The sequence below is a fragment of the Streptomyces sp. NBC_00038 genome, from assembly GCF_026343635.1.
In the GTDB taxonomy this organism is placed as follows: domain Bacteria; phylum Actinomycetota; class Actinomycetes; order Streptomycetales; family Streptomycetaceae; genus Streptomyces.
The window spans coordinates 7,396,903-7,420,359 of sequence record NZ_JAPELQ010000001.1 but is presented as its reverse complement, the minus strand read 5'-3'; the positions used below and the strand labels follow the sequence as shown (position 1 = coordinate 7,420,359).

At 70.1% G+C, this 23,457-nt stretch carries 16 protein-coding genes and 1 riboswitch; of the genes, 7 read left to right on the top strand and 9 right to left on the bottom strand.

Features of this window, described 5'->3' with window-relative positions; translation table 11 throughout:
* Positions 1-5: 5 nt before the first annotated feature.
* The 9 genes from OG219_RS33660 to OG219_RS33620 form a co-directional block, all read right to left on the bottom strand.
* Positions 6-671 carry a trimeric intracellular cation channel family protein gene (locus tag OG219_RS33660; RefSeq protein WP_266474810.1) on the bottom strand — a complete coding sequence of 222 codons (666 nt, stop codon included), beginning with the start codon at positions 669-671 and terminating at the stop codon, positions 6-8.
* 99 nt (positions 672-770) lie between these two features.
* Entirely contained in the window at positions 771-2,012 is a 1,242-nt protein-coding gene (locus OG219_RS33655) for an ABC transporter ATP-binding protein (protein WP_266832916.1), read from the bottom strand.
* Entirely contained in the window at positions 2,009-3,106 is a 1,098-nt protein-coding gene (locus tag OG219_RS33650) for an ABC transporter ATP-binding protein (RefSeq protein ID WP_266474812.1), read from the bottom strand. Before OG219_RS33650 ends, OG219_RS33655 begins: the two co-directional genes overlap by 4 nt.
* The gene (locus OG219_RS33645) at positions 3,103-4,110 is read right to left on the bottom strand and encodes an ABC transporter permease (RefSeq protein ID WP_266832914.1); all 1,008 of its coding nucleotides are present in this window, start codon (positions 4,108-4,110) and stop codon (positions 3,103-3,105) included. The genes OG219_RS33650 and OG219_RS33645 overlap by 4 nt, the downstream gene beginning before the upstream one ends.
* A 69-nt stretch (positions 4,111-4,179) precedes the next feature.
* Complete coding sequence (locus OG219_RS33640; protein WP_266474816.1) at positions 4,180-5,931, bottom strand: ABC transporter substrate-binding protein; 1,752 nt, start codon at positions 5,929-5,931, stop codon at positions 4,180-4,182.
* Between the two features lie 55 nt (positions 5,932-5,986).
* Complete coding sequence (locus tag OG219_RS33635) at positions 5,987-6,985, bottom strand: ABC transporter permease (RefSeq protein WP_266474819.1); 999 nt, start codon at positions 6,983-6,985, stop codon at positions 5,987-5,989.
* 449 nt (positions 6,986-7,434) lie between these two features.
* Entirely contained in the window at positions 7,435-8,235 is an 801-nt protein-coding gene (locus tag OG219_RS33630; protein ID WP_266832911.1) for an enhanced serine sensitivity protein SseB C-terminal domain-containing protein, read from the bottom strand.
* Positions 8,236-8,442: 207 nt separating this feature from the next.
* Positions 8,443-9,246 (bottom strand): enhanced serine sensitivity protein SseB, encoded by an 804-nt coding sequence (locus tag OG219_RS33625; protein WP_266832909.1) that lies wholly within the window; start codon positions 9,244-9,246, stop codon positions 8,443-8,445.
* An 89-nt stretch (positions 9,247-9,335) separates the two neighbouring features.
* Positions 9,336-10,010: an AAA family ATPase gene (locus tag OG219_RS33620; RefSeq protein ID WP_266836325.1), complete on the bottom strand. Its 675-nt coding sequence runs from the start codon at positions 10,008-10,010 to the stop codon at positions 9,336-9,338.
* A 168-nt stretch (positions 10,011-10,178) separates the two neighbouring features.
* Positions 10,179-10,280: riboswitch (glycine riboswitch) on the top strand.
* 147 nt (positions 10,281-10,427) lie between these two features.
* On the opposite strand from OG219_RS33620, the gene gcvT reads away from it, so the two are divergent.
* From gcvT to OG219_RS33585, 7 genes are all read left to right on the top strand, one after another.
* Complete coding sequence (gcvT, locus tag OG219_RS33615) at positions 10,428-11,546, top strand: glycine cleavage system aminomethyltransferase GcvT (RefSeq protein WP_266832907.1); 1,119 nt, start codon at positions 10,428-10,430, stop codon at positions 11,544-11,546.
* Positions 11,547-11,672: 126 nt separating this feature from the next.
* On the top strand, positions 11,673-12,050 hold the full coding sequence (gcvH, locus tag OG219_RS33610) for a glycine cleavage system protein GcvH (RefSeq protein ID WP_266832905.1): 378 nt from the start codon (positions 11,673-11,675) through the stop codon (positions 12,048-12,050).
* A 15-nt stretch (positions 12,051-12,065) separates the two neighbouring features.
* Complete coding sequence (gene glyA, locus OG219_RS33605; RefSeq protein WP_266832903.1) at positions 12,066-13,343, top strand: serine hydroxymethyltransferase; 1,278 nt, start codon at positions 12,066-12,068, stop codon at positions 13,341-13,343.
* Positions 13,344-13,446: 103 nt separating this feature from the next.
* On the top strand, positions 13,447-14,814 hold the full coding sequence (locus tag OG219_RS33600) for an L-serine ammonia-lyase (RefSeq protein WP_266832901.1): 1,368 nt from the start codon (positions 13,447-13,449) through the stop codon (positions 14,812-14,814).
* Between the two features lie 162 nt (positions 14,815-14,976).
* Positions 14,977-17,820: an AAA family ATPase gene (locus tag OG219_RS33595; protein ID WP_266832899.1), complete on the top strand. Its 2,844-nt coding sequence runs from the start codon at positions 14,977-14,979 to the stop codon at positions 17,818-17,820.
* Positions 17,813-19,102 carry a serine/threonine-protein kinase gene (locus OG219_RS33590; protein WP_266832897.1) on the top strand — a complete coding sequence of 430 codons (1,290 nt, stop codon included), beginning with the start codon at positions 17,813-17,815 and terminating at the stop codon, positions 19,100-19,102. Before OG219_RS33595 ends, OG219_RS33590 begins: the two co-directional genes overlap by 8 nt.
* Before the next feature lie 10 nt (positions 19,103-19,112).
* The gene (locus OG219_RS33585; protein WP_266832895.1) at positions 19,113-23,456 is read left to right on the top strand and encodes a hypothetical protein; all 4,344 of its coding nucleotides are present in this window, start codon (positions 19,113-19,115) and stop codon (positions 23,454-23,456) included.
* The last annotated feature ends 1 nt before the right edge of the window (position 23,457 follow it).

Sequence of the window (23,457 nt, the reverse complement as noted above, 5' to 3'; positions counted from 1 at the left end):
CGCGTTCACGGCGTCTCCGGTTCGGTCGCCGTCGAGCGGCGGTGCCAGGCGCGCGGCGCCCGCCAGTGGAACCGCATCGCGAGCAGCCGCAGCACGAAGGCCGTGACGACCGCGAGCCCGCTGGTGAACGTGGTGAGCATGTCGTAGCGGATGCACACGACGACCATCGCGGCGCCGACCATCGCCGGTACCGCGTACAGGTCGCGGTCCCAACGAAGCAGTGAGGGCACCTCGTTGGCGAGGACGTCGCGCAGCACGCCGCCGCCGACCGCGGTGGCGAGGCCGAGGGCCGCCGACTGGGTCAGGCCGAGCCCGTACTCGTACGCCTTCATCGTGCCGGCGACGCAGAAGAGGCCGAGCCCGGCCGCGTCGAAGACGTTGACGGCGACCTGGGTCCGCTCCACCTCGGGGTGGAGGAAGAAGACGAGCAGGGCGGCGAGCAGCGGGGTGCTGAAGTAGCCGAGGTCGGTGAACGCGGCCGGCGGGACGGCCCCGATGACCACGTCCCGGAACAGCCCTCCGCCCAGCGCGGTGACCTCGGCGAGTACGGCGATGCCGAAGACGTCGAAGTTCTTGCGGACGGCCAGCAGGGCGCCGGAGATCGCGAAGACGAAGATCCCCACGAGGTCGAGGACATGCTGGACGGAGGGGGTGAACAGTTCCTGGAGCACCCGACATTTTTACCTACGCCGACGGGAGAGCGCGCATGCGCTCTCCCGTCGCTGGTCGTTCGGCCCGGCCCCGCGCCTACGGGGCGCTGCCGGAGCCGCTCAGTCCTTGGACGGGACGTCCTCGGGAGCGGTCTCGGCCGGAGCCTCGGCCTCAGCCGGCGTCTCCGCCGACACCTCGGCCGGAGCCTCCCCCGAAACCTCGGCGGCATCCACCGCGGGCACCAGGTCGACCGTCTCCAGGGCCACCTTCGCCGCCGACAGCAGCACCGTGTCCTGCGGCGCCTGATCGTCCGCGTTCTCCGGGTGGTGGCAGGCCACCTGCTGGCCGGGCTTCAGCTCCAGGAGCGGCGGCTCGGCCGTCGTGCAGATCGCCGTGGCCTTCCAGCAGCGGGTGTGGAAGCGGCAGCCGCTGGGCGGCGAGATCGGCGAGGGCACGTCGCCCTTGAGCAGGATGCGGTCGCTCTTGGCGCCCCGGCGCTTGGGGTCCGGGACCGGCACCGCGGACATCAGGGCCTTGGTGTACGGGTGCATCGGCGCCTCGTACAGCGAGGTGCGGTCGGCGAGTTCGACGATCTTGCCGAGGTACATCACCGCGATGCGGTCCGAGACATGGCGTACGACGGAGAGGTCGTGCGCGATGATCACGTACGTCAGGCCCAGTTCGGACTGCAGGTCGTCCATCAGGTTCACGACCTGCGCCTGGATCGACACGTCGAGCGCGGAGACCGGCTCGTCCGCCACGACCAGCTTCGGCTTCAGGGCGAGCGCGCGGGCGATGCCGATGCGCTGGCGCTGGCCGCCGGAGAACTCGTGCGGGTAGCGGTTGAAGTGCTCGGGGCTCAGGCCCACCAGCTCGAGAAGGCGCTGGACCTCCTTCTTCACACCGCCCTCGGGCTCGACGCCCTGGAGCCGGAAGGGCGCCGAGACGATCGAGCCGATGGTGTGCCGCGGGTTCAGCGAACCGTACGGGTCCTGGAAGATCATCTGGATGTCCCGGCGCAGCGGGCGCATCTTGCCCGCGCCGAGCCGGGTGATGTCCTGGCCCTCGAACTCGATGGTGCCGCCGGTCGGGTCCTGGAGGCGGGTGATGACCCGGCCCATGGTCGACTTGCCGCAGCCGGACTCGCCGACCACGCCCAGCGTCTCGCCCTTGCGCACCTCGAAGTCGATGCCGTCGACCGCCTTGACGGCCGCGACCTGGCGCTGGAGGACGCCCTTCCGGATGGGGAAGTGCTTCTTCAGCCCCTGGACCCTGAGCAGCACCTCGCGGTCGTCGGGGGCCGTTGCCTGCTGCGGGATCACCGCCGCTTCGGTGGCGTCGCTCTTCTTCGTCTCACTCACAGCTTCGGCGCAATCTCTTCGGTCCAGATCCGCGTGCGGTCCTCCTGCGAGAGGTGGCAGGCGGAGTAGTGCCCGCTGCCGACCAGTTGCAGTTCGGGGCGCACGGTACGGGTGACATCGCCCTTGGGGAGATCCGCGTACGGGCAGCGCGGGTGGAAGGCGCAGCCCGAGGGGACGTTGATGAGGCTCGGCGGCTGGCCCTTGACGGGGATGAGCCGCTCGGACGTCTCCCGGTCGATGCGCGGCATCGAGCCCAGCAGGCCCCAGGTGTAGGGGTGCTGCGGCCGCTCGAAGATCGTGTCGACCGGACCGCGCTCCGCGCACCGGCCGCCGTACATCACCAGGACGTCGTCGGCGATCTCGGCGACCACACCCAGGTCGTGGGTGATGAGGACGACGGCGGAGCCGAACTCCTTCTGCAGATCGCGGATGAGGTCGAGGATCTGCGCCTGGACGGTCACGTCCAGGGCGGTCGTCGGCTCGTCCGCGATGAGCAGTTCGGGGTTGTTGACGAGCGCCATGGCGATCATCGCGCGCTGGCGCATACCGCCGGAGAACTCGTGCGGGTAGCTGTCGACGCGCTTGCCGGGCTCGGGGATGCCGACCCGGTCGAGCATCTCGATGGCCCGCCTGCGTGCGGTCTTCTTGTCGACCTTGTGGTGGACGCGGTACGCCTCCACGATCTGGTTGCCGATCGTGTAGTACGGGTGCATCGCCGAGAGCGGGTCCTGGAAGATCATCGCCATCTCGCGGCCGCGGAGCTTGCGCACCTCGTCCGGGTCGGCGCTCACCAGTTCCTGGCCGTCGAGCCAGATCTCGCCGGACATCCGGACGTGCTTGCCGCCCGCGCCCAGCCGGTGCAGGCCCATGATCGCCAGCGAGGTGACGGACTTCCCGGATCCCGACTCGCCCACGATGGAGAGGGTCTTGCCCTTCTCCAGCGAGAAGCTGAGCCCGTCGACGGACTTGACCACGCCGTCGTCGGTCGGGAAGTGCACCTTGAGGTCGCGTACTTCGAGGAAGGCGCTCGGTGCGTCCGAGCGTGCGGTGACGGGTTCGCCTACCGCGGCGCCGGTCTTGGACAGTTCGGTCACGAGAGCCTCACCCGAGGGTCGGCGGCCGCGTAGAGCAGGTCCACCAGAAGATTTGCGATCACGACGAAGAGGGCGGCGACCAGGGTGACACCGAGGATCTTGGGCAGGTCGTTGTCGGTGATGCCCTGTACCGCGTACTGGCCGATGCCGGGCAGCGAGAACACGTACTCGGTGATCACGGCTCCGCCGAGCAGCAGACCGAGGTCCATGCCGAAGATGGTGATGATCGGCGTCAGCGCGGCCCGCAGCCCGTGCCGCACCACGACTTTGCTCTCACGCAGGCCCTTGGCGCGGGCCGTACGGATGTAGTCCTCGTTCATCGTCTCCAGCATGCCCGAGCGGGTGAGCCGCGCGTAGATGGCGGAGTAGAGGAGTGCGAGCGAGCACCACGCGGGGAAGAGGGTGTTGGCCCACTCCGCGGGATTCTCGGTGAACGGGACGTACGTCTGGCCGAAGATCGGCCACTGGAAGGTGAAGAGCAGCAGCGCCAGGTTGCCCGTGAAGAACATGGGCAGCGAGACACCGGCGAGGGCGATGCCCATGAAGGTGCGGTCGAGGAACGAGCGCGGCTTGAGCGCGGAGACCACACCGGCCGTGACACCGGACACCAGCCAGAGCACGGCGGCACCGGCGGCCAGCGAGGCCGTCACCGGAATGCGGGAGGTCAGCTCCGGCCAGACCGCCTGGTGGGTCTTGAAGGAGTAGCCGAAGCAGGGCGCGTCGCAGTGCGCCGTGGTGGGGCCGAGGTCATAGGTGGATCCGACCACGATCCCCTTGATGAAGTGCCAGAACTGGACATAGAGGGGCTGGTCCAGTCCGAGGTTTTGCTTGACCGCGGCGATGTCGGCCGCCGTCGGGCTCTTCCCGATGTACTGCTGGGCCAGCGAGTCGGCGGTCTGACCGGCGAACCGCGGCAGTACGAAGAAGATGGCGAAGGTGACCGCGGTGACGACCAGCAGCAGGATCACTGCCGCGGCCATCCGGCGGAGGATGTACGAGATCACGGGGATCGGCGCTGGTGCCCGCGGGCCGCGAAGCCCGCGGGCACCAATGCCTTCACCTGCCTTCCGGGGCTACTTCTTGGTCGTACCGATGTTGAGGTAGTCGTACTGACCGCTGAAGGCCGCCGTGGACACCAAGTTGGTGAAGCCGGCCGGGCGGTACAGCAGGACCTTGAAGTAGGTCAGCGGAACGAGGGCCGCCTCTTCCATGGTCTTCTTGTCGACCTCGGTGTACATGGCGTCACGCGTCGCCTTGTCCTCCGTGCCGATCGCCTTCTCCAGCGTCGTGTTGACGTCGGCGTTGTCGAACTGCGACAGGTTGGTGTTACCGGAAGCGCCGATCGCGTCACCGTGCAGGATCTGCTGCAGGAAGCCGTAGCCGGACGGCCAGTCGGAACCCCACTGCATCATCATCAGACCGATGTTGTTCTTCTTGTCGAACTCGGGGACACCCGCGTTGTCGGTGAAGTACTTGCCCGACGGGTACTGCTTCAGGCTGGCGTTGATCCCGGCGGCCTTCAGCGAGTTGATGATCGCGGTGGCCGCGTCGATCTCCGCCGGGCGGTCGCTGCGCGCGGAGATGTTCGTGGTGATCGACGTCTTGCCGCAGGCCGTCAGCTGCTCCTTGGCCTTGGCCACGTCGCCCTTGTTGCCGGCGGAGGCGTAGATGTCCGACTTCTCGTAGCCCGGGATGTCCGGCGGGAGGACGGTGGTGGCGATGTCACCGCGGATCGGGCCGCCCTCGGCGGTCTGCACCGAGACCTTGTCGATCGCGTACTCGACGGCCTTGCGGCAGGCGACGTTGTCGAACGGCGCGAGCTTGGTGTTGATCGCCATGTAGACGAGACGGCCACCGTAGGTGTTGTCGGTGTTGGCCTTCAGGTCGGCGGAGTTGACGACCTTCGCCTGCGTCGCGGCCTGGACACCCGTACCGCCCAGGTCTATGGCGTTACCGGCCAGGACGTCCTGGTCGATCGTCTCGGCGTTGACCTTCAGCTTGACGACGATCTTGTCCGGGTACTGCTTGCGCAGCGGGTCGGTCGACGCGTCCCAGTTCTCGTTGCGGACGAGGACGGCCTGCTTGCCATCCTCGTAGCTCTCGAACTTGTACGAGCCCGAGGACACGATGTTCTTGACGTAGTCGACGCCGGTGTCCTTGGCCTGCGGGACCGGAGCCGTCTGCGGCGTGGCGACCAGGTAGTCGAACTCCTGGAAGGCGCGGTTGAGCTTGAAGACGACCGTGGTGTCGTCCGGCGTCTCGATCGACGACAGACCCTCGGCGCTCTTGTCCTTGTAGGGACCCTTGTACTTGTCGCCGCCCTCGAGGAACTGCTGGAAGTAGTTCGGGCCGAGGGAGAGCACGTCACGCGCGAAGTTGGAGCGCTCCACGGCGTACTTCACGTCCTTGGACGTGATCGCCGTGCCGTCCTGGTACTTCAGGCCCGAACGCAGCTTGTACGTCCAGGTCTTGCCGCCGTCGCTCGGTACACCCGCGCTCGCGGCGAGGTCCGGGACCAGCTCGTTGCCCTTGTCGCCCGCAGCGGGCTTGAAGGTCATCAGCGGGCGGGCGTACAGCCGGCTGAAGTTGTACATGTACGCGTAGTACGTGTTGCCAGGGTCGAAGGAGTCCGGGACGTCGGAGTACTCGTAAGTGACCGTCCCGCCCTTCTGGGTGGAGGCGTTGACGACGTCCTTGGTCGCCGCGTTGGCGCCGGCCGACTTCGTTCCGTCATTGTTCTCGTTGTCATCGGCTTTGCTGCAACCCGCAAGTAGCAGGCTCACAGAGCCGATGGCCGCAACCGCGGCCAGCGCTGACCTTCGCATGATGGTCTGCTTCCTCCATTGTTGGAAACTTGATGGACTCTCGGCGCGGCCCATGTCAGCGGCTGCGCGGGTCGAGAGCGTCGCGGAGACCGTCGCCGAGCAGGTTGAACGCCAGCACGGTGACGAAGATCGCGAGGCCGGGCACGATCAGGAACTGCGGATCGACCTGGTAGTAGGTGACCGCCTCACTGATCATCCCGCCCCAGGACGCCTGCGGGGGCTGGATACCGACGCCCAGGAAGCTCAGGCTGGCCTCGAACAGGATGTTGGTCGGGATGAGCAGCGTCGAGTAGACGATGATCGGGCCGACCAGGTTGGGGAGCAGCTCCCGGAAGAGGATGTACGGCCCCTTCGCGCCCATCCCCCGGGAGGCGTCGACGAACTCGCGCTCCCGCAGGGCCAGGGTCTGGCCTCGGACGATGCGTCCCAGGTAGGGCCAGTTGAAGAAGCCGATGATGAAGATCAGCACGCTGATGTGGAGCGGCAGCCCTTCCAGGCCGAACGCGCCGCCCTGCAGCGTGGCGGAGATGGCGATCGCGAAGAGCAGGAGGGGGAAGGCGAGGAAGGTGTCCATCAGCCGGCTGATGATCGTGTCGACCCGCCCGCCGTAGTACCCGGCGACCACACCCAGGACCGTACCGATCACGTTCGAGAGGATCGTCGCCCCGAACGCGACGACCAGCGAGACCCAGGAGCCTTCGAGGATGCGGGTCGCGATGTCGCGCCCGAACTTCGGCTCCACACCGAGCGGGTGCGCCCAGCTCATCCCGCCGAAGTCGCCCAGGGGCAGCGAGGTGTTGGGATCGATCAGATCCTGGTTGAAGGCGTTCGGGTCGAGGCCGAGCACCGCCTGGATAGGGCGCGAGAGCGCCGCCAGCAGGATGAGCAGCACCACGATGACACCGCCGGCGACCGCCACCTTGTCGCGCTTGAAGCGCGTCCAGGCGATCTGCCCCAGGGAACGGCCCTCGATCTGCCCCTTGTCGACTCCGGCCAGCACAGCTTCCGGCTGTGCTTCCGTTTCCGACCCGGTGGTCTCGATCGGTGCGGTCACAATGACCCGACCCCTCTGACCGGTGGTGACCGGCCTACGCCTGCCGCTGTCTGCGGCTTGGTTCACTTGCATGCCGGGAGCGGCCGCAGATGATGCGGCCTGGAATCCCGGGCTGATCCGACGACTTGCACTCGCTCACAGGATCGATGACCCCATGTCTGACACGGGAGTCTTCATGGCCGCCACGATCACGTGCCAGGTCTGATGGAGAAAGTATGCGCAACCGTGATGCGGTTAAGGGGATTCCGTTATCCGAACAGCGGGTAACGCCCGGCGGACAGGGGGCAGTTGGGGTGGAAGCGGCCATGCAGGGCCCTTTCGGCCAGTGTCAGCCTCAAAGGGGACATGCAGCCCTTACATCTCCTGATACGCAGGTCAGACGCGACGTTGCGACGGACAGAATCAGGGCGCGGCGGGGCGGAGACCAGGTCGTGATGATGGTGTGGAGATCAGTATGACCGGGACTGCGGGTAGCCGTAGCCACCCGCCACCGGGGCCTGCGCCTGCGCCGGGGCCGCGTGCGCCTCACGGTCGTAGAAGGGCCGCGCGTTCGACCGCAGCCACATCGCCACCGGGTCGTACTCGTCGGACATCGCGACGGTCGAGACGGGCAGCCCGTCCGGCACGGCGCCGATGGACTGCTGCATCATCGCCCGCACCGAGTCGACGGCGGGCGGCGAGGTGTCGTACACATCGAGGCCGATGGCCAGGTAGGGCGCGCCGAGCGCGGGCTGCACCCAGGCGCGGCGCAGCGAGCGCACGGCTGACGTGCGGTGCGCGTTCTGCGTGAGCAGGGCGTAGAACTGCGGGATCTCGATGCCCGGCTCGGAGAGCCTGAGCGGGCCGGCGGGCTGGCGCTCCAGGCCCGTGGCGATTCGGCGCAGGTCGAGCCAGGGGATGCCGACGCCGCCGCCGGGGGCGTGCGGGTTCAGCCAGAGGCCGAACTGGTCGGGGTACAGGGTGCGGGCCACGTCGAGGCCGTCGACGACTTCGTAACTGCGGTTCCAGCCGCTGGCCGAGAGCTCCTGGGCGGAGGTGACACAGGGCGCGTACCCGAAGCCGTCCACCTCCATGTTCCCGTACTGCGCGTCCGGGGAGCCGGCCTGGCCGTGCCAGAGCAGCATCCAGACCTGGCCGGCCGACGGGGCCGCGAGCGCGCGCAGCAGCGCCTCGTAGGCGTCGTAACGCCCGGGCGTCACCTGGCGCAGCATGTGCTCGACCTGCCCAGCCGCGGCTGTGCCAGCGCTCACCTTTACAGCCCCTTCGTGTACAACACCTCGACCGACGTTATGAAACCAGCTTAAGCGGCGACCCTGACAGCGTCGTCGCTCCGCTCCGAAAGCCGTGTTGGAGCTCGGGACTTGCTGCCGTTCTGCTGCCGCGGGCCCGTCGTGGTTGCTCGCGCCCACGCGGCGGAGCCGCATATGTCACAGCCCCGCGCCCCTGACGGGGCGCCTTCAGTGACCGTGCTGGTAGAAGGGCCGCACCCGCTGGCGCAGCCAGTCGCAGACCGGGTCCTGGGCCACGTCCAGGAGGACCAGGTTCACCGGCCACGGCACCGCGACCCGGCCGAGCGCTCGGCCCAGTGCGTCCAGGGGAAGTGTGCGGGCCTCGCCCTCCCAGAGGGAGAGTTCGACGCCGATGAACATCACGGGCGTGCCGCCCTCGATGCTGGCCAGGCAGCGGCGGGCGGTCAGCACGACGCCGGTGCCGGCGAACTCGGCGGAGGCCGCGGCCAGGAAGTCCACCGGGTCGTCCTGCCAGTCCGGCTCGAAGAGCCGCACCCGGCCGCCGCTCGCGGATCCGTCCAGGGGCGTACGCCCGGCGCGGCACAGCTCGGCGACCGCGGGGGGCGGCAGCGGTACGCCGACCACACCGTCCGGGTTCACCGCGATGCCGATCTGCGGGGGCAGCCCGCGGGCGAACTCGACGGCGGGCGCGATCGTGTACGACATGTGCCCGCCGGTGACCTGGCGGAACTGCTCCTCGGAGCTGAAGACAGGGACGTACGCCTGACCGGCGATCTCCAGCGTCGGCAGGTCGAGCGGGCCGCTGTTCGGACCGCCGCCGTTCGGCAGCGGGACCCAGACGAAGCTGCGGCCGAGGACCTCGACGATGCGGGCGCCCGAGGAGGGCCCCGCGGGCACGCCGAGGGACGCGGCGAGCACTTCCTCCAGTTCGTTGCCCGGCCATCCGCCGTGTGGATGGGGGTGCGCCTGCGCCGGGAGGCCAGGGAAGTCGGGGAAGGCTGGGAAGTCCATCTGTCTACCGCCTGCTGTGAACCACTGTTCCGGTGTTCCGGCTGGCAAGGTTAGTGGGCTCGTACGGCATCTCAGCCGCTCCCGGCCGCTCAGCCGCCGAAGTCGATCCGGCGCAGCACGTCGGCCGCGTCCCGGTCGATGAGCACCGCCGAGCCGCAGCCCTCCGGCAGGTCCCCCTTCTCCACGGAGCGCAGCAGCCGGGCGACCGCGCCGCGGTGGCGCGAGAACGCGTACCGCGAGACGCCTCGGCCTCGTTCGCGCTGGCCGTCGAGGGCCGTGCCCGGCGTGACGTCGAGCAGCAGCAGGTGCAGGGTGCCGCCCCGGCGGCGGGCCTCGCGGGCGAGCCAGCGGCGCACCCAGGCCTGTGTGCCGCAGTCGTGTACGACCACTCCGGCGCCGGAGCGCAGCGCGCGGTGCAGGCCGGTGTAGTGCGCGAGGCGGACGAGGGGGCGGTAGACCGCGTACGGAAGCCAGCGGGACACGTGTCCGTCCCAACGGTCGCGGGTGTCCTGCGAGTCGATGCGCGGGCCCGAGACGGCGCGGCGCATCAGGGTCGACTTGCCGCTGCCGGGGAGCCCGGTGACCACGACGACGTCGGATGTGCCGAAGTGCAGACCGTGCGGGCTGTGGCCCGCGCGGTCCCTGAGGTCGCGGACGACAGCCGTCGGGAACGGGTCGCACGCCTCCCGGGCCGGGGCGCCGGGCTGCTTGGGCAGCGCGAGGCCCGCGGTCGTCGCGTACGCAGTGGTCCTGTTCACCGTGATCGTCCTCCCCATGGGTCTGGAGTCCCATCCCCGCCGAGTGTAAAGAGAAGGTAATGCGCGGTGCTTCCTGTTTCCGTAATCGATCTGCCACAGGGCGGTTACAGATGCGGACTGCCAGTATCGGACGGCGCGTGCAATGATGTGCCCGCCAACTGCATACCGGCCGCTTGAATCCGCGCGGGAGAGTCCCAGGTCTTGTCACACCGTCCTGGGCGCCGAAGGAGCAAGTCCCTCCCTTGAATCTCTCAGGCCCCGTACCGCGCGGGCGAGGCACATCTGAAAAGCGGGCTGCTGACCAGTGGCTCCACCCAAGGTGCAAATCATGACCACCGTTTCGCGGGGTCGTGATGAACCTCTCAGGTTCCGATGACAGATGGGGAGGAACGACCTCGCCGTCATGCCTTGGGAGCCCCACCGATGAGCAGCAACGCACCCCGTCACACCGCGCTCGATGCCCTGCATCGCTCGCTCGGCGCGACGATGACCGACTTCGCGGGCTGGGACATGCCCCTGCGCTACGGCTCCGAACGCGACGAGCATCTCGCCGTCCGCACGAAGGCCGGCCTCTTCGACCTCTCCCACATGGGCGAGATCACGGTCACCGGGCCCCAGGCGGCCGCGCTCCTCAACTACGCGCTGGTCGGCAACATCGGCTCGGTGGGCGTCGGCCGCGCCCGCTACACCATGATCTGCCGGGCGGACGGCGGCATCCTCGACGACCTCATCGTGTACCGGCTGGCCGAGACCGAATACATGGTCGTCGCCAACGCCTCGAACGCCCAGGTGGTGCTGGACGCACTCGTGGAGCGGGCGTCCGGCTTCGACGCCGTCGTGCGTGACGACCGTGACGCGTACGCGCTGATCGCCGTCCAGGGCCCGGAGTCCCCCGGCATCCTCAAGTCCCTCACGGACGCCGACCTCGACGGCCTGAAGTACTACGCCGGTCTGCCCGGCACGGTCGCCGGCGTCCCGGCGCTCATCGCCCGCACCGGCTACACCGGAGAGGACGGCTTCGAGCTGTTCGTCTCCCCCGGCGACGCCGAGAAGGTGTGGCAGGCCCTCACCGAGGCGGGCGACCCGGCCGGGCTCGTCCCCTGTGGTCTGTCCTGCCGGGACACCCTGCGCCTGGAGGCGGGCATGCCGCTGTACGGGCATGAGCTGAGCACCTCGCTCACCCCCTTCGACGCTGGTCTCGGCCGGGTCGTGAAGTTCGAGAAGGAGGGCGACTTCGTGGGGCGCGAGGCGCTCTCCGAGGCCGCCGCGCGTGCTCTCGAGAACCCCCCGCGGGTGCTCGTCGGCCTGATCGCCGAGGGCCGTCGCGTCCCGCGCGCGGGCTACTCCGTCGTCGCCGACGGCAAGGTCGTCGGCGAGGTCACGTCGGGCGCCCCGTCCCCGACGCTGGGCAAGCCGATCGCGATGGCGTACGTCGACGCCACGCACTCCGCTCCGGGCACCGCCGGAGTCGGTGTGGACATCCGCGGCAGTCACGAGCCCTACGAGGTCGTGGCACTGCCGTTCTACAAGCGCCAGAAGTGACACTGGGGCACGTGCCGGGCCACCGGCCCGGCCGCGCGTGCCAGAAGTGACACCGGGCACCATCCGCCCTGGTCATCACCCCTCCCCCGTCATCAGCACTCCCCCGCGTACAGGAGAATTCAGGCCATGAGCAACCCCCAGCAGCTGCGCTACAGCAAGGAGCACGAGTGGCTGTCGGTCGCCGAGGACGGCGTCTCGACGGTCGGCATCACCGAGTTCGCGGCCAACGCGCTCGGCGATGTCGTCTACGCCCAGCTTCCGGAGGTCGGTGCCACGGTCACCGCGGGTGAGTCCTGCGGTGAGCTGGAGTCGACCAAGTCGGTGAGCGACCTGTACGCCCCGGTCACCGGCGAGATCGTGGAGTTCAACCAGGACGTGGTGGACGACCCGGCCCTGGTGAACTCGGCCCCCTTCGAGGGCGGCTGGCTGTTCAAGGTGCGCATCGCGGACGAGCCGGAAGACCTGCTCTCCGCCGACGAGTACACCGCTTTCACCGCCGGCTGAGGAGTCGTAGTCCCCATGTCTGAATCCAAGTCGCTTCTGAACACACCCCTGCACGAGCTCGACCCGGACGTCGCCGCCGCCGTCGACGCCGAACTGCACCGCCAGCAGTCCACCCTCGAGATGATCGCCTCGGAGAACTTCGCTCCGGTCGCCGTCATGGAGGCCCAGGGCTCGGTCCTGACCAACAAGTACGCCGAGGGCTACCCCGGCCGCCGCTACTACGGCGGCTGTGAGCACGTCGACGTCGTCGAGCAGATCGCCATCGACCGCGTGAAGGCGCTCTTCGGTGCGGAGCACGCCAACGTGCAGCCCCACTCGGGCGCCCAGGCCAACGCGGCCGCGATGTTCGCGCTGATCAAGCCCGGCGACACGATCATGGGTCTGAACCTCGCCCACGGCGGGCACCTGACCCACGGCATGAAGATCAACTTCTCCGGCAAGCTCTACAACGTGGTCGCGTACCACGTGGACGACGCCACCGGCCAGGTCGACATGGCCGAGGTCGAGAAGCTCGCCAAGGAGTCGCAGCCGAAGCTGATCGTGGCCGGCTGGTCGGCGTACCCGCGTCAGCTGGACTTCGCCGAGTTCCGCCGGATCGCGGACGAGGTCGGCGCGTACCTGATGGTCGACATGGCGCACTTCGCCGGTCTGGTGGCGGCGGGCCTGCACCCGAACCCCGTACCGCACGCCCATGTCGTCACGACCACCACCCACAAGACGCTGGGCGGTCCGCGCGGTGGCGTGATCCTGTCCACGGCCGAGCTCGCCAAGAAGATCAACTCGGCGGTCTTCCCGGGTCAGCAGGGCGGTCCGCTGGAGCATGTGATCGCCGCCAAGGCCGTCTCCTTCAAGGTCGCCGCCTCCGACGACTTCAAGGAGCGCCAGCAGCGGACCCTCGACGGTGCGCGGATCCTGGCGGCGCGGCTCGTCCAGGACGACGTGACCTCGGTCGGTGTCTCGGTGCTCTCCGGCGGCACGGACGTGCACCTCGTCCTGGTCGACCTGCGCCACTCCGAGCTGGACGGGCAGCAGGCCGAGGACCGCCTCCACGAGGTCGGCATCACGGTCAACCGCAACGCCGTCCCGAACGACCCGCGCCCCCCGATGGTGACCTCGGGCCTCCGCATCGGTACGCCGGCGCTGGCGACCCGCGGCTTCACGACCGAGGACTTCACCGAGGTCGCGGACATCATCGCGGAGACCCTCAAGCCGTCGTACGACGTGGAAAGCCTGAAGGCCCGGGTCACCGCCCTCGCCGACAAGCACCCGCTGTACCCCGGTCTGAACAAGTAGTTCCTTTTTGTGGGGTGTCCCGCACACTCGTAGGAGAGCGTTCGTCAGTGAACGCGTGCGGGACACCCCACCCCCTGTTCCACCCCTGTTTTGAGGAGTCCCCGTGGCCATCTCGGTCTTCGACCTGTTCTCGATCGGCATCGGCCCGTCCAGCTCCCACACGGTCGGCCCGATGCGCGCGGCCCGCATGTTCGCCCGGCGGCTGCGCAATGAGGAGCTGCTGGAGTCGGTGGCGTCGGTACGCGCCGAGCTGTACGGCTCGCTGGGCGCGACCGGGCACGGGCACGGGACCCCCAAGGCGGTGCTGCTCGGCCTTGAGGGCGCCTCGCCGCGCACGGTGGACGTGGAGGGGGCCGACGGCCGGGTCGAGGAGATCAGGTCGGCGGGCCGCATCAGGCTGCTGGGCGAGCACGAGATCGACTTCTCCTTCGACGACGACCTGATCCTGCACCGCCGCAAGACGCTGCCGTACCACGCGAACGGCATGACGGTCTTCGCGTACGACGCCTCCGGCGAGCTGGTGCTCGAGAAGACGTACTACTCGGTCGGCGGCGGCTTCGTGGTCGACGACGACGCGGTGGGCGAGGACCGCATCAAGCTGGACGACACGGTCCTGAAGTACCCCTTCCGCACCGGCGACGAGTTGCTCCGGCTGACCCGCGAGACGGGCCTGTCGATCTCCGCGCTGATGCTGGAGAACGAGCGCGCCTGGCGCACCGAGGAGGAGATCCGCGAGGGGCTCCTCGGCATCTGGCGGGTGATGCAGGCGTGCGTGTCGCGCGGCATGGCCCGCGAGGGCATCCTGCCCGGCGGCCTCAAGGTCCGCCGCCGCGCGGCCATGTCCGCGCGGCAACTCCGCGCCGAGGGCGACCCGTTGGCCCACGCGATGGAGTGGATCACCCTGTACGCGATGGCGGTGAACGAGGAGAACGCGGCGGGCGGCCGCGTGGTCACCGCCCCGACGAACGGCGCCGCCGGCATCATCCCGGCGGTCCTGCACTACTACATCAACTTCGTGCCGGGCGCCGACGAGGACGGGGTCGTACGATTCCTGCTCGCGGCCGGAGCCATCGGCATGCTCTTCAAGGAGAACGCGTCCATCTCCGGCGCCGAGGTCGGCTGCCAGGGCGAGGTCGGCTCGGCCTGCTCGATGGCCGCCGGCGCCTTCGCCGAGGTCCTCGGCGGCAGCCCCGAACAGGTGGAGAACGCCGCCGAGATCGGCATGGAACACAACCTCGGCCTCACCTGCGACCCGGTCGGCGGCCTCGTCCAGATCCCCTGCATCGAGCGCAACGGCATGGCCGCCGTGAAGGCCGTCACGGCCGCGAAGATGGCCATGCGCGGCGACGGCTCCCACAAGGTCTCCCTCGACAAGGTCATCAAGACCATGAAGGAGACGGGCGCGGACATGAGCGTCAAGTACAAGGAGACGGCTCGGGGCGGGCTTGCGGTGAACATCATCGAGTGCTGAGGGCAGGCCAGTTGGGAACCTGTGGATCCCGCCGATGTGGCCATTGACGGCAGGCGTTGTCGGACCCGTGTGAAATTATGTGGGCAATGGGGAAAGCGCCATCGGCTCCGGTATTGTCCGCGACCATGGTGTGCCGGGAACGGGTACGGGGGTGCCGTCGTTTTGTCGCTGTTTTCGGAGGGGATCTTCACTCCGCACACACTTCTGGACGAACGAGCGATCGACATTCTCTCAGCGGCAACTCAGCGCTGCTCGGGGACAGTTCGGCCCAGTGACATCCTCTACGCCGCGATCGACTCCGGCGACCAGGGAGTTCTGTCGGTCCTCGCGCTCACGCTCGCTGAGGGTGCTCAGCCGCGGCATCTCCTTGAAACCATCGCGGTGTACAACCCGGGGAGCCTGGACGGGCAGTACTTCGACTTCGACGGACGGCGTGAGCGGTTCACACCGGAGACGCTGACCGCCCTCGACGGCTTCGCCACGGAGTTCGCCCGGGACGAGGACCGGCTGCGCCCGGTCTGCCTCGAACTGCTCATCGCCTCTGTGCTGGACCATCCCGACCCCGATGACCGGCAGTTCCTGCGGATCCTCGACACGGCGGCCGCCGCGCGGACCCTGCGCGACCAGGTCCGCGTCAGCACCGAGCCGCCCCCCGCCCTCCTTGACGACACCGGGCGGCTGCGCTCCGAGGAGTTCTCGGCGGACGCCTGGGCGGTTCTGGAGCAGGCGGCGGAGCGCGCGGGTGAGCTGGGGTACGACCGCCTGCTGCCACCGCACTGTTTCCTCGCCCTGCTCGGCGAGACGGAGGGGCTGACCGAGCGGCTCGTCCGGCTCCAGATCCCGCCGCAGCTGGGCCTGGCGAAGGTCGCGGAGATGCTCAGCGGCGCCTTCCGGCTGTCACAGCACGGCAAGGACGCGCCGCCGCTGCACCGCGACGGCCTGGGCGAACCGCTGCTCGCCCTGCTCCGGCGGGCCCAGCGGTCAGCCGTGGTCTGGGGCGCCGAGCTGGTCGACACACCGCATCTGCTCGACGCCTTACTTGAGGATCCACCGCCGAGGCTGGCGTCGGTGTTCGAGGCCGAGCCGCTCCGGGTGGACCTCGCCCGCATGCGTGAGCTGCTTGCCCAGGCAGTCAGGGAGGCCCGCGCCACGGGACCCCGCGAGGTCTCCTTCCGCCTGCCGCCGGAATTACCCCCCGCCGAGGACCTCACCTGGCTGGCGCGGACCCAGGGGATCCCGCCCGCCCGGCATCTGGAGCGCTACTTCGACGCACTGGGCCGGGCCCTGCACCGTACGACCGACAACCATGTGCTGATCACCGGGCCCACCGGGGTCGGCACCACCAGCCTGGTGCGCGAACTGGCCAGGCGCGCGGCGGCCGGAGAGCTGCCCTTCCTGCGGCGCAAGCGCCTGCTGCACGTCGACTGCCGTGACGTACCGGACATCGAGAGCGGCGCCAAACTCGCCAGGATCATCTCCCATGTGGCCGGGCGTACCGATCTCATCGTGTGCCTGGACGGGCTCGGGGCGATGCTCCGCGGCCCCGGCGGCACCGACCACGTACCGGCCCTGCGCAGCGCGCTGAAGGAGCGCCGGATCCACCTCGTCGGGGTGCTGTCCGACCAGGAGTACGACGACCTGCTGGCCGCCGACCACGCCCTGCGCGAACTCACCACCCGTATCGAGATGACCGAGCCGGACCGAGCCTCCGCGCGGGACATGGTCCGTCAGGCGGCGGATGCGCTGGAGGCGGAGTTCAGGACCGAGGTCGACGACCGCGCCGTCGACCGGGCGGTCGTGATGTCCGGGGACTACATCCTCAACCAGCGGCTGCCGCTCGCCGCCGTCAAGGTGCTCCGCCGGGCCTGCGAGGACCTGGACTACCGCCGTACGCAGCTCGGTGACACCCGGGCCGTGGTGGACACCGAGGACGTGGTGCGGGTCATCGCGGAGGTGTCGGGCGTGCCCGCCGGGCAGATCGCCGGCACGGGCGGTGAACGGACCGACTACGAACAGGCGTTGGGCGGCTCGGTCTTCGGCCAGCAGGAAGCGGTCGAGGTGGTCGCGAGCGAGCTGCGCCGCATCAAGTCGGGCCTGGCCGGGGCGAGCAGCGGCCCCGCCTCGGTGATGCTCTTCGCCGGGCTGACCGGCACGGGCAAGACCGAGCTGGCGAAGACGGTCGCGAGTTTCTACTCCTCCTCCAAGCGCCTGCAGACCTACCCCATGGAGAATTTCTCCGAGCCGCACAGCGTGTCGGGCATCATCGGCTCCCCGCCGGGATACATCGGCTTCGAGCGCGGCGGCCGTCTCATCAACGAGCTGAACGCGGACCCGTACTGCGTCTTCCTGCTCGACGAGGCGGAGAAGGCGCACCCCGAGGTGTGGCGGCCTTTCCTCAACCTCTTCGACGAGGGCTGGATCGTCGACCAGCGTGGCGTCAAGGCCCATGGGGACCGGGCGATATTCATCCTGACCAGCAACGCGGGCCAGGAGATCATTTCCCGGATGACACGGGAGGGCCGGTCCGACGAGGAGATCGTCGCCGGCGTGAAAGAAGCATTGCCGCAGATCGGGAACCACGTGCGGGGCGGCCCTGTCTTCACTCCCGAGTTCGTGGCGCGTATCCGCCGGATCATCGTGTTCCGCCCGCTGGACCTGGACGCGATGACCGGCATCTGCCGCAAACTCGTCGACCGACAGCGCGAATTCTGGCTGGACAAACGGGAGAAGGAACTGATCGTCCCCGAATCGCTGATCCTCTACACCGCAGATCGCGGACATCTGATGAACGAGAAGTCGGGCGGCAAGGAGGGCGGCCGCATCATCGCGAAGATCCTTTCGGACCTGATCGAGAATCCCATCCTTCTCGAACAGGAGCGCCGCGAGGAGGAGTTCCGGCAGTGCGCCCGCATCGAACTCGACTTCCGTCCGGTCGGACCCGGCGGCGGAGCACGGACGGACGTCCGCTTCACCCCGGCGGCGGAGGCAGGACCAGGCCATGAGTGACGGAGCCGGGACCGACCTGCGGTCGTTCGAGGGCCGGGTGATCAACGACCGCTATCTGCTCACCAAGTGGATCGGCGGCGGTGCCTTCGGCGCGGTCTTCCTCAGCGAGCAGCGCATCCTCGGCCGCCCCGTCCGTCGGGTCGCCTGCAAGATCTCCCGGGACGCGGGGATGACCGAGGAGGACGCCCAGGAGAAGTTCGCCGACATCCTGCGGCTGGCCGAGGCGATGGACGGGCTGACCGATTCCGAGGCACGTCGCCACCTCGTCCATGTGTACGACGGGGGGCTGGCCCACGACGCAGGCGGCCGGGCTTTCCTGGTGATGGAGTTCGTCCAGGGCACCACGCTCGCCGCCCAGTTCGCGACCCTGAAGACGGTCCCCGCCAAGCTGCTGTTCAACTGGGCGCGGCAGATCTGTGTGGCGCTGCGCGGACTGCACGCCCTGGACCAGCCGTTGCTGCACCGGGACCTCAAGCCGGACAACGTCCTGCTGGGCTCGGACCTGACCGTACGGCTGATCGACTTCGGCCTCGCCGCCAGGCTGCTGGAGTCCGGAACCGTCCCCGGAGTCGCCGGCACCCTCACCTACATGGCTCCCGAGACCTCCCAGGGCCAGAGCGTGCCCGCCTCCGACCTGTACTCGCTCGGGGTGCTGATGTACGAGGGGCTGACCGGCCGGCTCCCCTACGAACACCTCATACCGCCCCCCGGCATGCCCGACTCGCTGCACGGCGACTGGCTGTACCAGCAGAAGAAGGTGGGCCGCTCGGTGGCCCCGCCGTCACGGCTGAACAACACCGTGACGCGTGAGACCGACGCCGTGGTCCTGCGCTGCCTGGAGTTCGACCCCGCGAGGCGCTTCCGCAGCGCGGCGGAGCTTCTGGACGCGCTGGCCGTCGCCGAGGCCGGTGCCCATCGCCCGCCGCCCGGTGAAAACGCGCTGGAGCAGGCCCGCAAGCAGGCCGCCGACGGCGATCCGGCCGCCGCGTGCCGCACCCTGCGCACGTGCCTGGACTCCCCCTCCGGGGACCTCCCGCCCGCCGTCAGGCTGGCCCTGCTGAACGAACTCGCCCGCCTGCTCGACGCACAGGGCGATCCCGCCGACTCCGCGCGGCGGCTCGCCGAAGCCTGGCAGCTGGTGCGCAACAGCGCCCTGCTGCGGACCCGGAAGGAACGCTGCGCCCTGCTGTCGCGTGCGGCGGACGCCTACCGGCGGGCCGGGAACGTCTATCAGGCAACGCACTTCGAGGATCTCCTGCGGCGCGAGAGGGACAGGGGGTGAGTACAGCGGCATGAGTCCGCCATCATCCTTCGGCGACCTCCTCAGTCCTTCGGGGCGGCTGCGCAGGCAGTGGAAGGCGGCCCTCGACGACCCCGACCCGCACAGCGGCCTGGTGCGGCTGCGCGAAGTCCAGGAGCGGATGGAGAAGCGCCCCGAGACGGCCACCGAGATGTGGACCGAGTTCTTACGGTCCATGGTCGGACAGCCGTTCCGGCAGTTGCTGACCGAGCCCGACTTCGAGGCGCTGGAGAGGATCGGCGGGCTCGTCGCGGAGGCCGGTGCCATCCCCCTCGACCAGGCGGTCCGGCCGCTGGCCACGGCGCGCTTGGGGCGCGGCGAGGGGCCCCAGGCCAACGAACTGCTGACCCGGCTGTACTGGTCGGAGTCGGTCCAGGACCAGGCCAGGGCCTCACTTGCGGACGACCTGGCCCGGTCCGGCGAGCGGGACGACGCCCGCCTCAAGGTCTACGCGGACCTGCTGGGCCGGTCCGGTCCGCGGCCCCCTGCGGTCGTCGAACTCGCCACCGCTGTGCTGCGGGTGGACTTCTCCTCGGACCCGGCACAGCTGCGCCAGGCGTTCGCGCTGGCGGCGGCGGGGCTGCCGGGGGCGGACCGCGCGGCCGGGCTCTACCGGTTGCTCGTCACCGCGGAACTCGACACGGCCCGGGACTGCTTCCTCGCCGCCTGCGCGGCGGACCCCCGCGACGAGACCGCCCTCCTCGGACTTCTGATCGCGTACGTACGCGACGGTCGGGCCGCGAGCATCCCGGAGTGGGCGTTCACCACCGCCCACAAATCCGCGCCGAACGTCGCCGCGACGGCCGAACTCGGCCTCGTGCTGGCCTGGTTCGACTCCGACACCGACGCACCTCCCCCGTCCGCCGGCCGCCTTGTCGCACTCGACCTGACCCGCGAGGCGGGCCCCTGGCTCGCCTACGCCCTCGGCCGCCTGCATCTGCTGGACGGTGACGCCGCGCGGGCCCGCGATCTCCTTCTGCCCCTCGCCTCGGACGACTCCTCCCTCCCGCAGTGGCGTTACCACGCCGCCTGGGCGCAGCTGCTGTCCGGTGACCGCGCCGGGCTCTGGGGCCTCACCGGCGCGATGACCCAGGGCGCCGACGACTGGGCGCTCGCCTGCCTGCTGCTGGACGCCGAGCCGGACGCGGTGCCCAGCACCAACGCGGCGCACGCGGCAGCGGCCGTCCCGCCCGGCTACGAGCGGATCGCCGAGGTCCGTGGCGAGCTGGCCGGGGGCGGTCGGCCGCCCGACACCCCGGACCGGCCCGCGCTCGGGATGCCCGAGGAGGGCGGTGGCCTGCCGGAGCGGCTGGAGGCGTTACGTACGGCCCTGGGCGAGGCGTACGGCCGGGCGGCGGGGGCGGCGGACATGGCGGAGCTGCTGAGGGAACCGCTGTACCGGCGGCTGCCGCGGGCCGACCGGCTGTTGTGGTCGGGGCTGCTGGCGCTGCGCGAGGAGCCGGAGGAGGGGCGGCGGCTACTCGGGGCGGCCCTGGCGCTCGGGCACGAGCGGGCGGCGCTGGTGCTGGCGGCACACCACCTGGGGGAGCGCCGTCCGGCCAGGGCGCACCGGCTGCTCGCCGGGCGGACCGGCGCGAAGGCGGAGTTGCTGAGGGCGTGGGCCGAGGCGGCCGGGGGCGGGGCGGACGAGGCGATCGCGGACCGGCTGGAGCAGTTGAGGGTCCGTCAGCTGCCGCAGGTGCCGTATGTGCTGGGCGCGGTCTGGCTGCACCAACTGGCCGGGGAGGGCTCGACCCTGGACCCCGAGGACGCCCCGTACCACGCGCGGCAGGCGGCCAGGGATCTCGGCAGAGCCGTCGCCGCCGGGCCGGACGCCCTGCCCCCGGACGCGGCCGAACTGCTGTTGGCCGCCCGGACGGTCGCCTACGGGACCGGCCCCGCACCGGGCGACGGGCCGTCGCCCTCCGTACGGCAACACCCCTGGGCGGAATGGGTGCTTGGCCTAGCGCTGCTGGCCGAGCACCCGGAAGCCGCCGGCTTTGGGCTGTGCGGGCGGCTGATCGCCCTGGTCGAGGAGGCCGACGAGCCGCACCCGCCGACCGTGACCGCGCTGGCCGCGGCGCTCACCCGTGCGGGCATGCTCAGCCAGGATCCCGGCCGCCGGAACGCCCTCGCCCTGCTGGTGCGGGATCTGGCGGACCGGCCCCCCTCGCCCGAAGTGCACGCGCTGGCCGGTGGGATCACGGCCGCCGCGATGGCTTTGCCGGCCGCCGGACGGCCACCGGTGCAGGCGGCGCGACCGTCCGGCGCCGTGCCGCCGGTGCTGGCGCTGGCCTCCGCCGCGGGTGACCTCTCGCGGGGCGACATTGCCGCCGCCGTACGGCAGTTGAGGGCCGCACCACCGGACAGCGCCGTGTGCGCCCTGCTCGCCGACGTCCTGGAGGGCCGCCCGCCCGCGACACCCCCGCCCGACGGGTCCGGAGAGCGGGCCGCCCTGCTCCGGGTCATCCATGCGGCGGGGCTCGTCGAGAGCGATCCGAGCCGGTGCCTGGGCCTGCTCTCCGCAGCCGCGGCCGACTGCGACCTGGCCGCCGTCACCGACATCAACAAGCTGCTGCCCGCGCTGCTTTCGGGCACCGGCGGCAAGCCCGGCGGCAGCGGCAAGTCGGGCAAGTCCGGTGGCGCCAAACCCCGTTCCGGCCGGGGCCACCCGCTGGCCGTCCTCGTCAAACGGCTCATCAGCAACGGCGGGTCCGGATTCGACCCGGCGACCCTGGCGGGCTGCGCGACCGCCATCGGGGAGTACGAACTGGCGGAAGAGCAGTGGATGCTCGCGTACTACGAGGCCGACGCGGCGGAGCGCGACTTGGGCCCCATCCCGGCGCAGTACGCCCGGCTGCTCTGCTACAAGGCCGTGACCGCCCGCAACGCGGAGGATCCGCTGCGGAGCGCGAAGCTGCTGCGCCAGGCCGCCGACCTGCAACCGGCGGCGGGACCCGCGCTGAAACGCGTCCCGTCGCGCGGCGGAGCCGAATCGCTCGCGCGCGGCCTGGAACTCGACGTCCACATCGGCCGCCTGCTGGGCCACCTCTTCCCCGAAGCCGAGCAGGAGCAGGTCCCCTGGGAGCGGCCCGGCCGTTACGCGGCCCTGGAGGCAGCCGTCGAGGCCGACACCAAGCTGTCCGGCGCCCTGAAGTCGGGCGGGCGCAAAGGGGTCGAGCGAAGCTGGGCGGACTGCCTGCACACCCTGGAGTACGACGTCCGGTTCCATCACACCCTGGCCCTGCTGTACCGGGGGATGGCACTCGGCGCGCCCGCACCCACCGCCCGAGCGGGCCGCTACCTCGCCCGCGCGACCGTGCTGTGGACCCTGCTGCTGGCCTCGGAGGGATTCTGGGAGCAGCACGGCGAGACGCCCGCCGAGCCCGAGGCGGAAACCCGGTTGCGCGGCATCGTGTGCCGGGAGCTGTTCGGCATGCACCGCAAGCTCGGTGCCGAGGCCCTCCAGGCAGGAGAGCGGGACACCGCCCGGCTGCATCTGAAGGTGCTGGACGCCGCCCGTCAGGGCGAGTCCGCCGTCCGCGAACTCCTGCGGAGCCACGGCATCCCGTGGACCGTGGCGGTCGACGCGGGGCGCTGGGCCGAGATCTCCGCGCTCGCCGGTTCGGTCACCGACGACTGGTGTGCCGAGGTCATCCAGACCGCCGAGAAGGCGGTCAAGGACCCGGCCGCCATCGCGCGGCTGTCCGAGGGGATCGACAAGGACTACGAGTCCGGCATCCGCAAGCTGGAACCGCTGATCGGACTCGGAGTTCCACTGCCCCGCCTGCTGCAGACCGGACTCGACTGGTTCAACGGGCTGCAGACCTGCCTCTACCAAATGCGGGAGACCGAGGAAATGCGCAAGGTGGTCGGAAGAGCGCGCAAGTTCGCCGACGCGCTCGCCCCGCTCTGCACCCCGGGCAAGGGGCACCTCCCGGCCAACAGTGCGCTCGGCGCGCATTTCGTGGACCGCGGACTGTACATCGCGCAGAACAACCGCACCGCCGTCGTGGCGTACGAGACGGCGCTGAAGTGGGATCCCGGCAACGCAAGTGCCCCCCAACTGCTCGCCCGCACGAAGTTCGAGGACGCCCTGGCGTCGGTCAGAACGCTCATCGACGCGGCGCGCTATCCAGCCGCGCTGGCCGCCGCGAAGCAGGCGTACCAAGTGGCCGACAACGACCAGAACCGCTCGGTGGCGCTGGTCTACCAGGGCCTGAGTCACTTCGGTTCCGGAAACCGGCCCGAAGCCCTCGCGTGTGCCACCCGGGCCATGAGCCTCGACCCTTCCTCCGACGCGGCCCGCACGCTCTACGACCGCTACCGCACTTGAC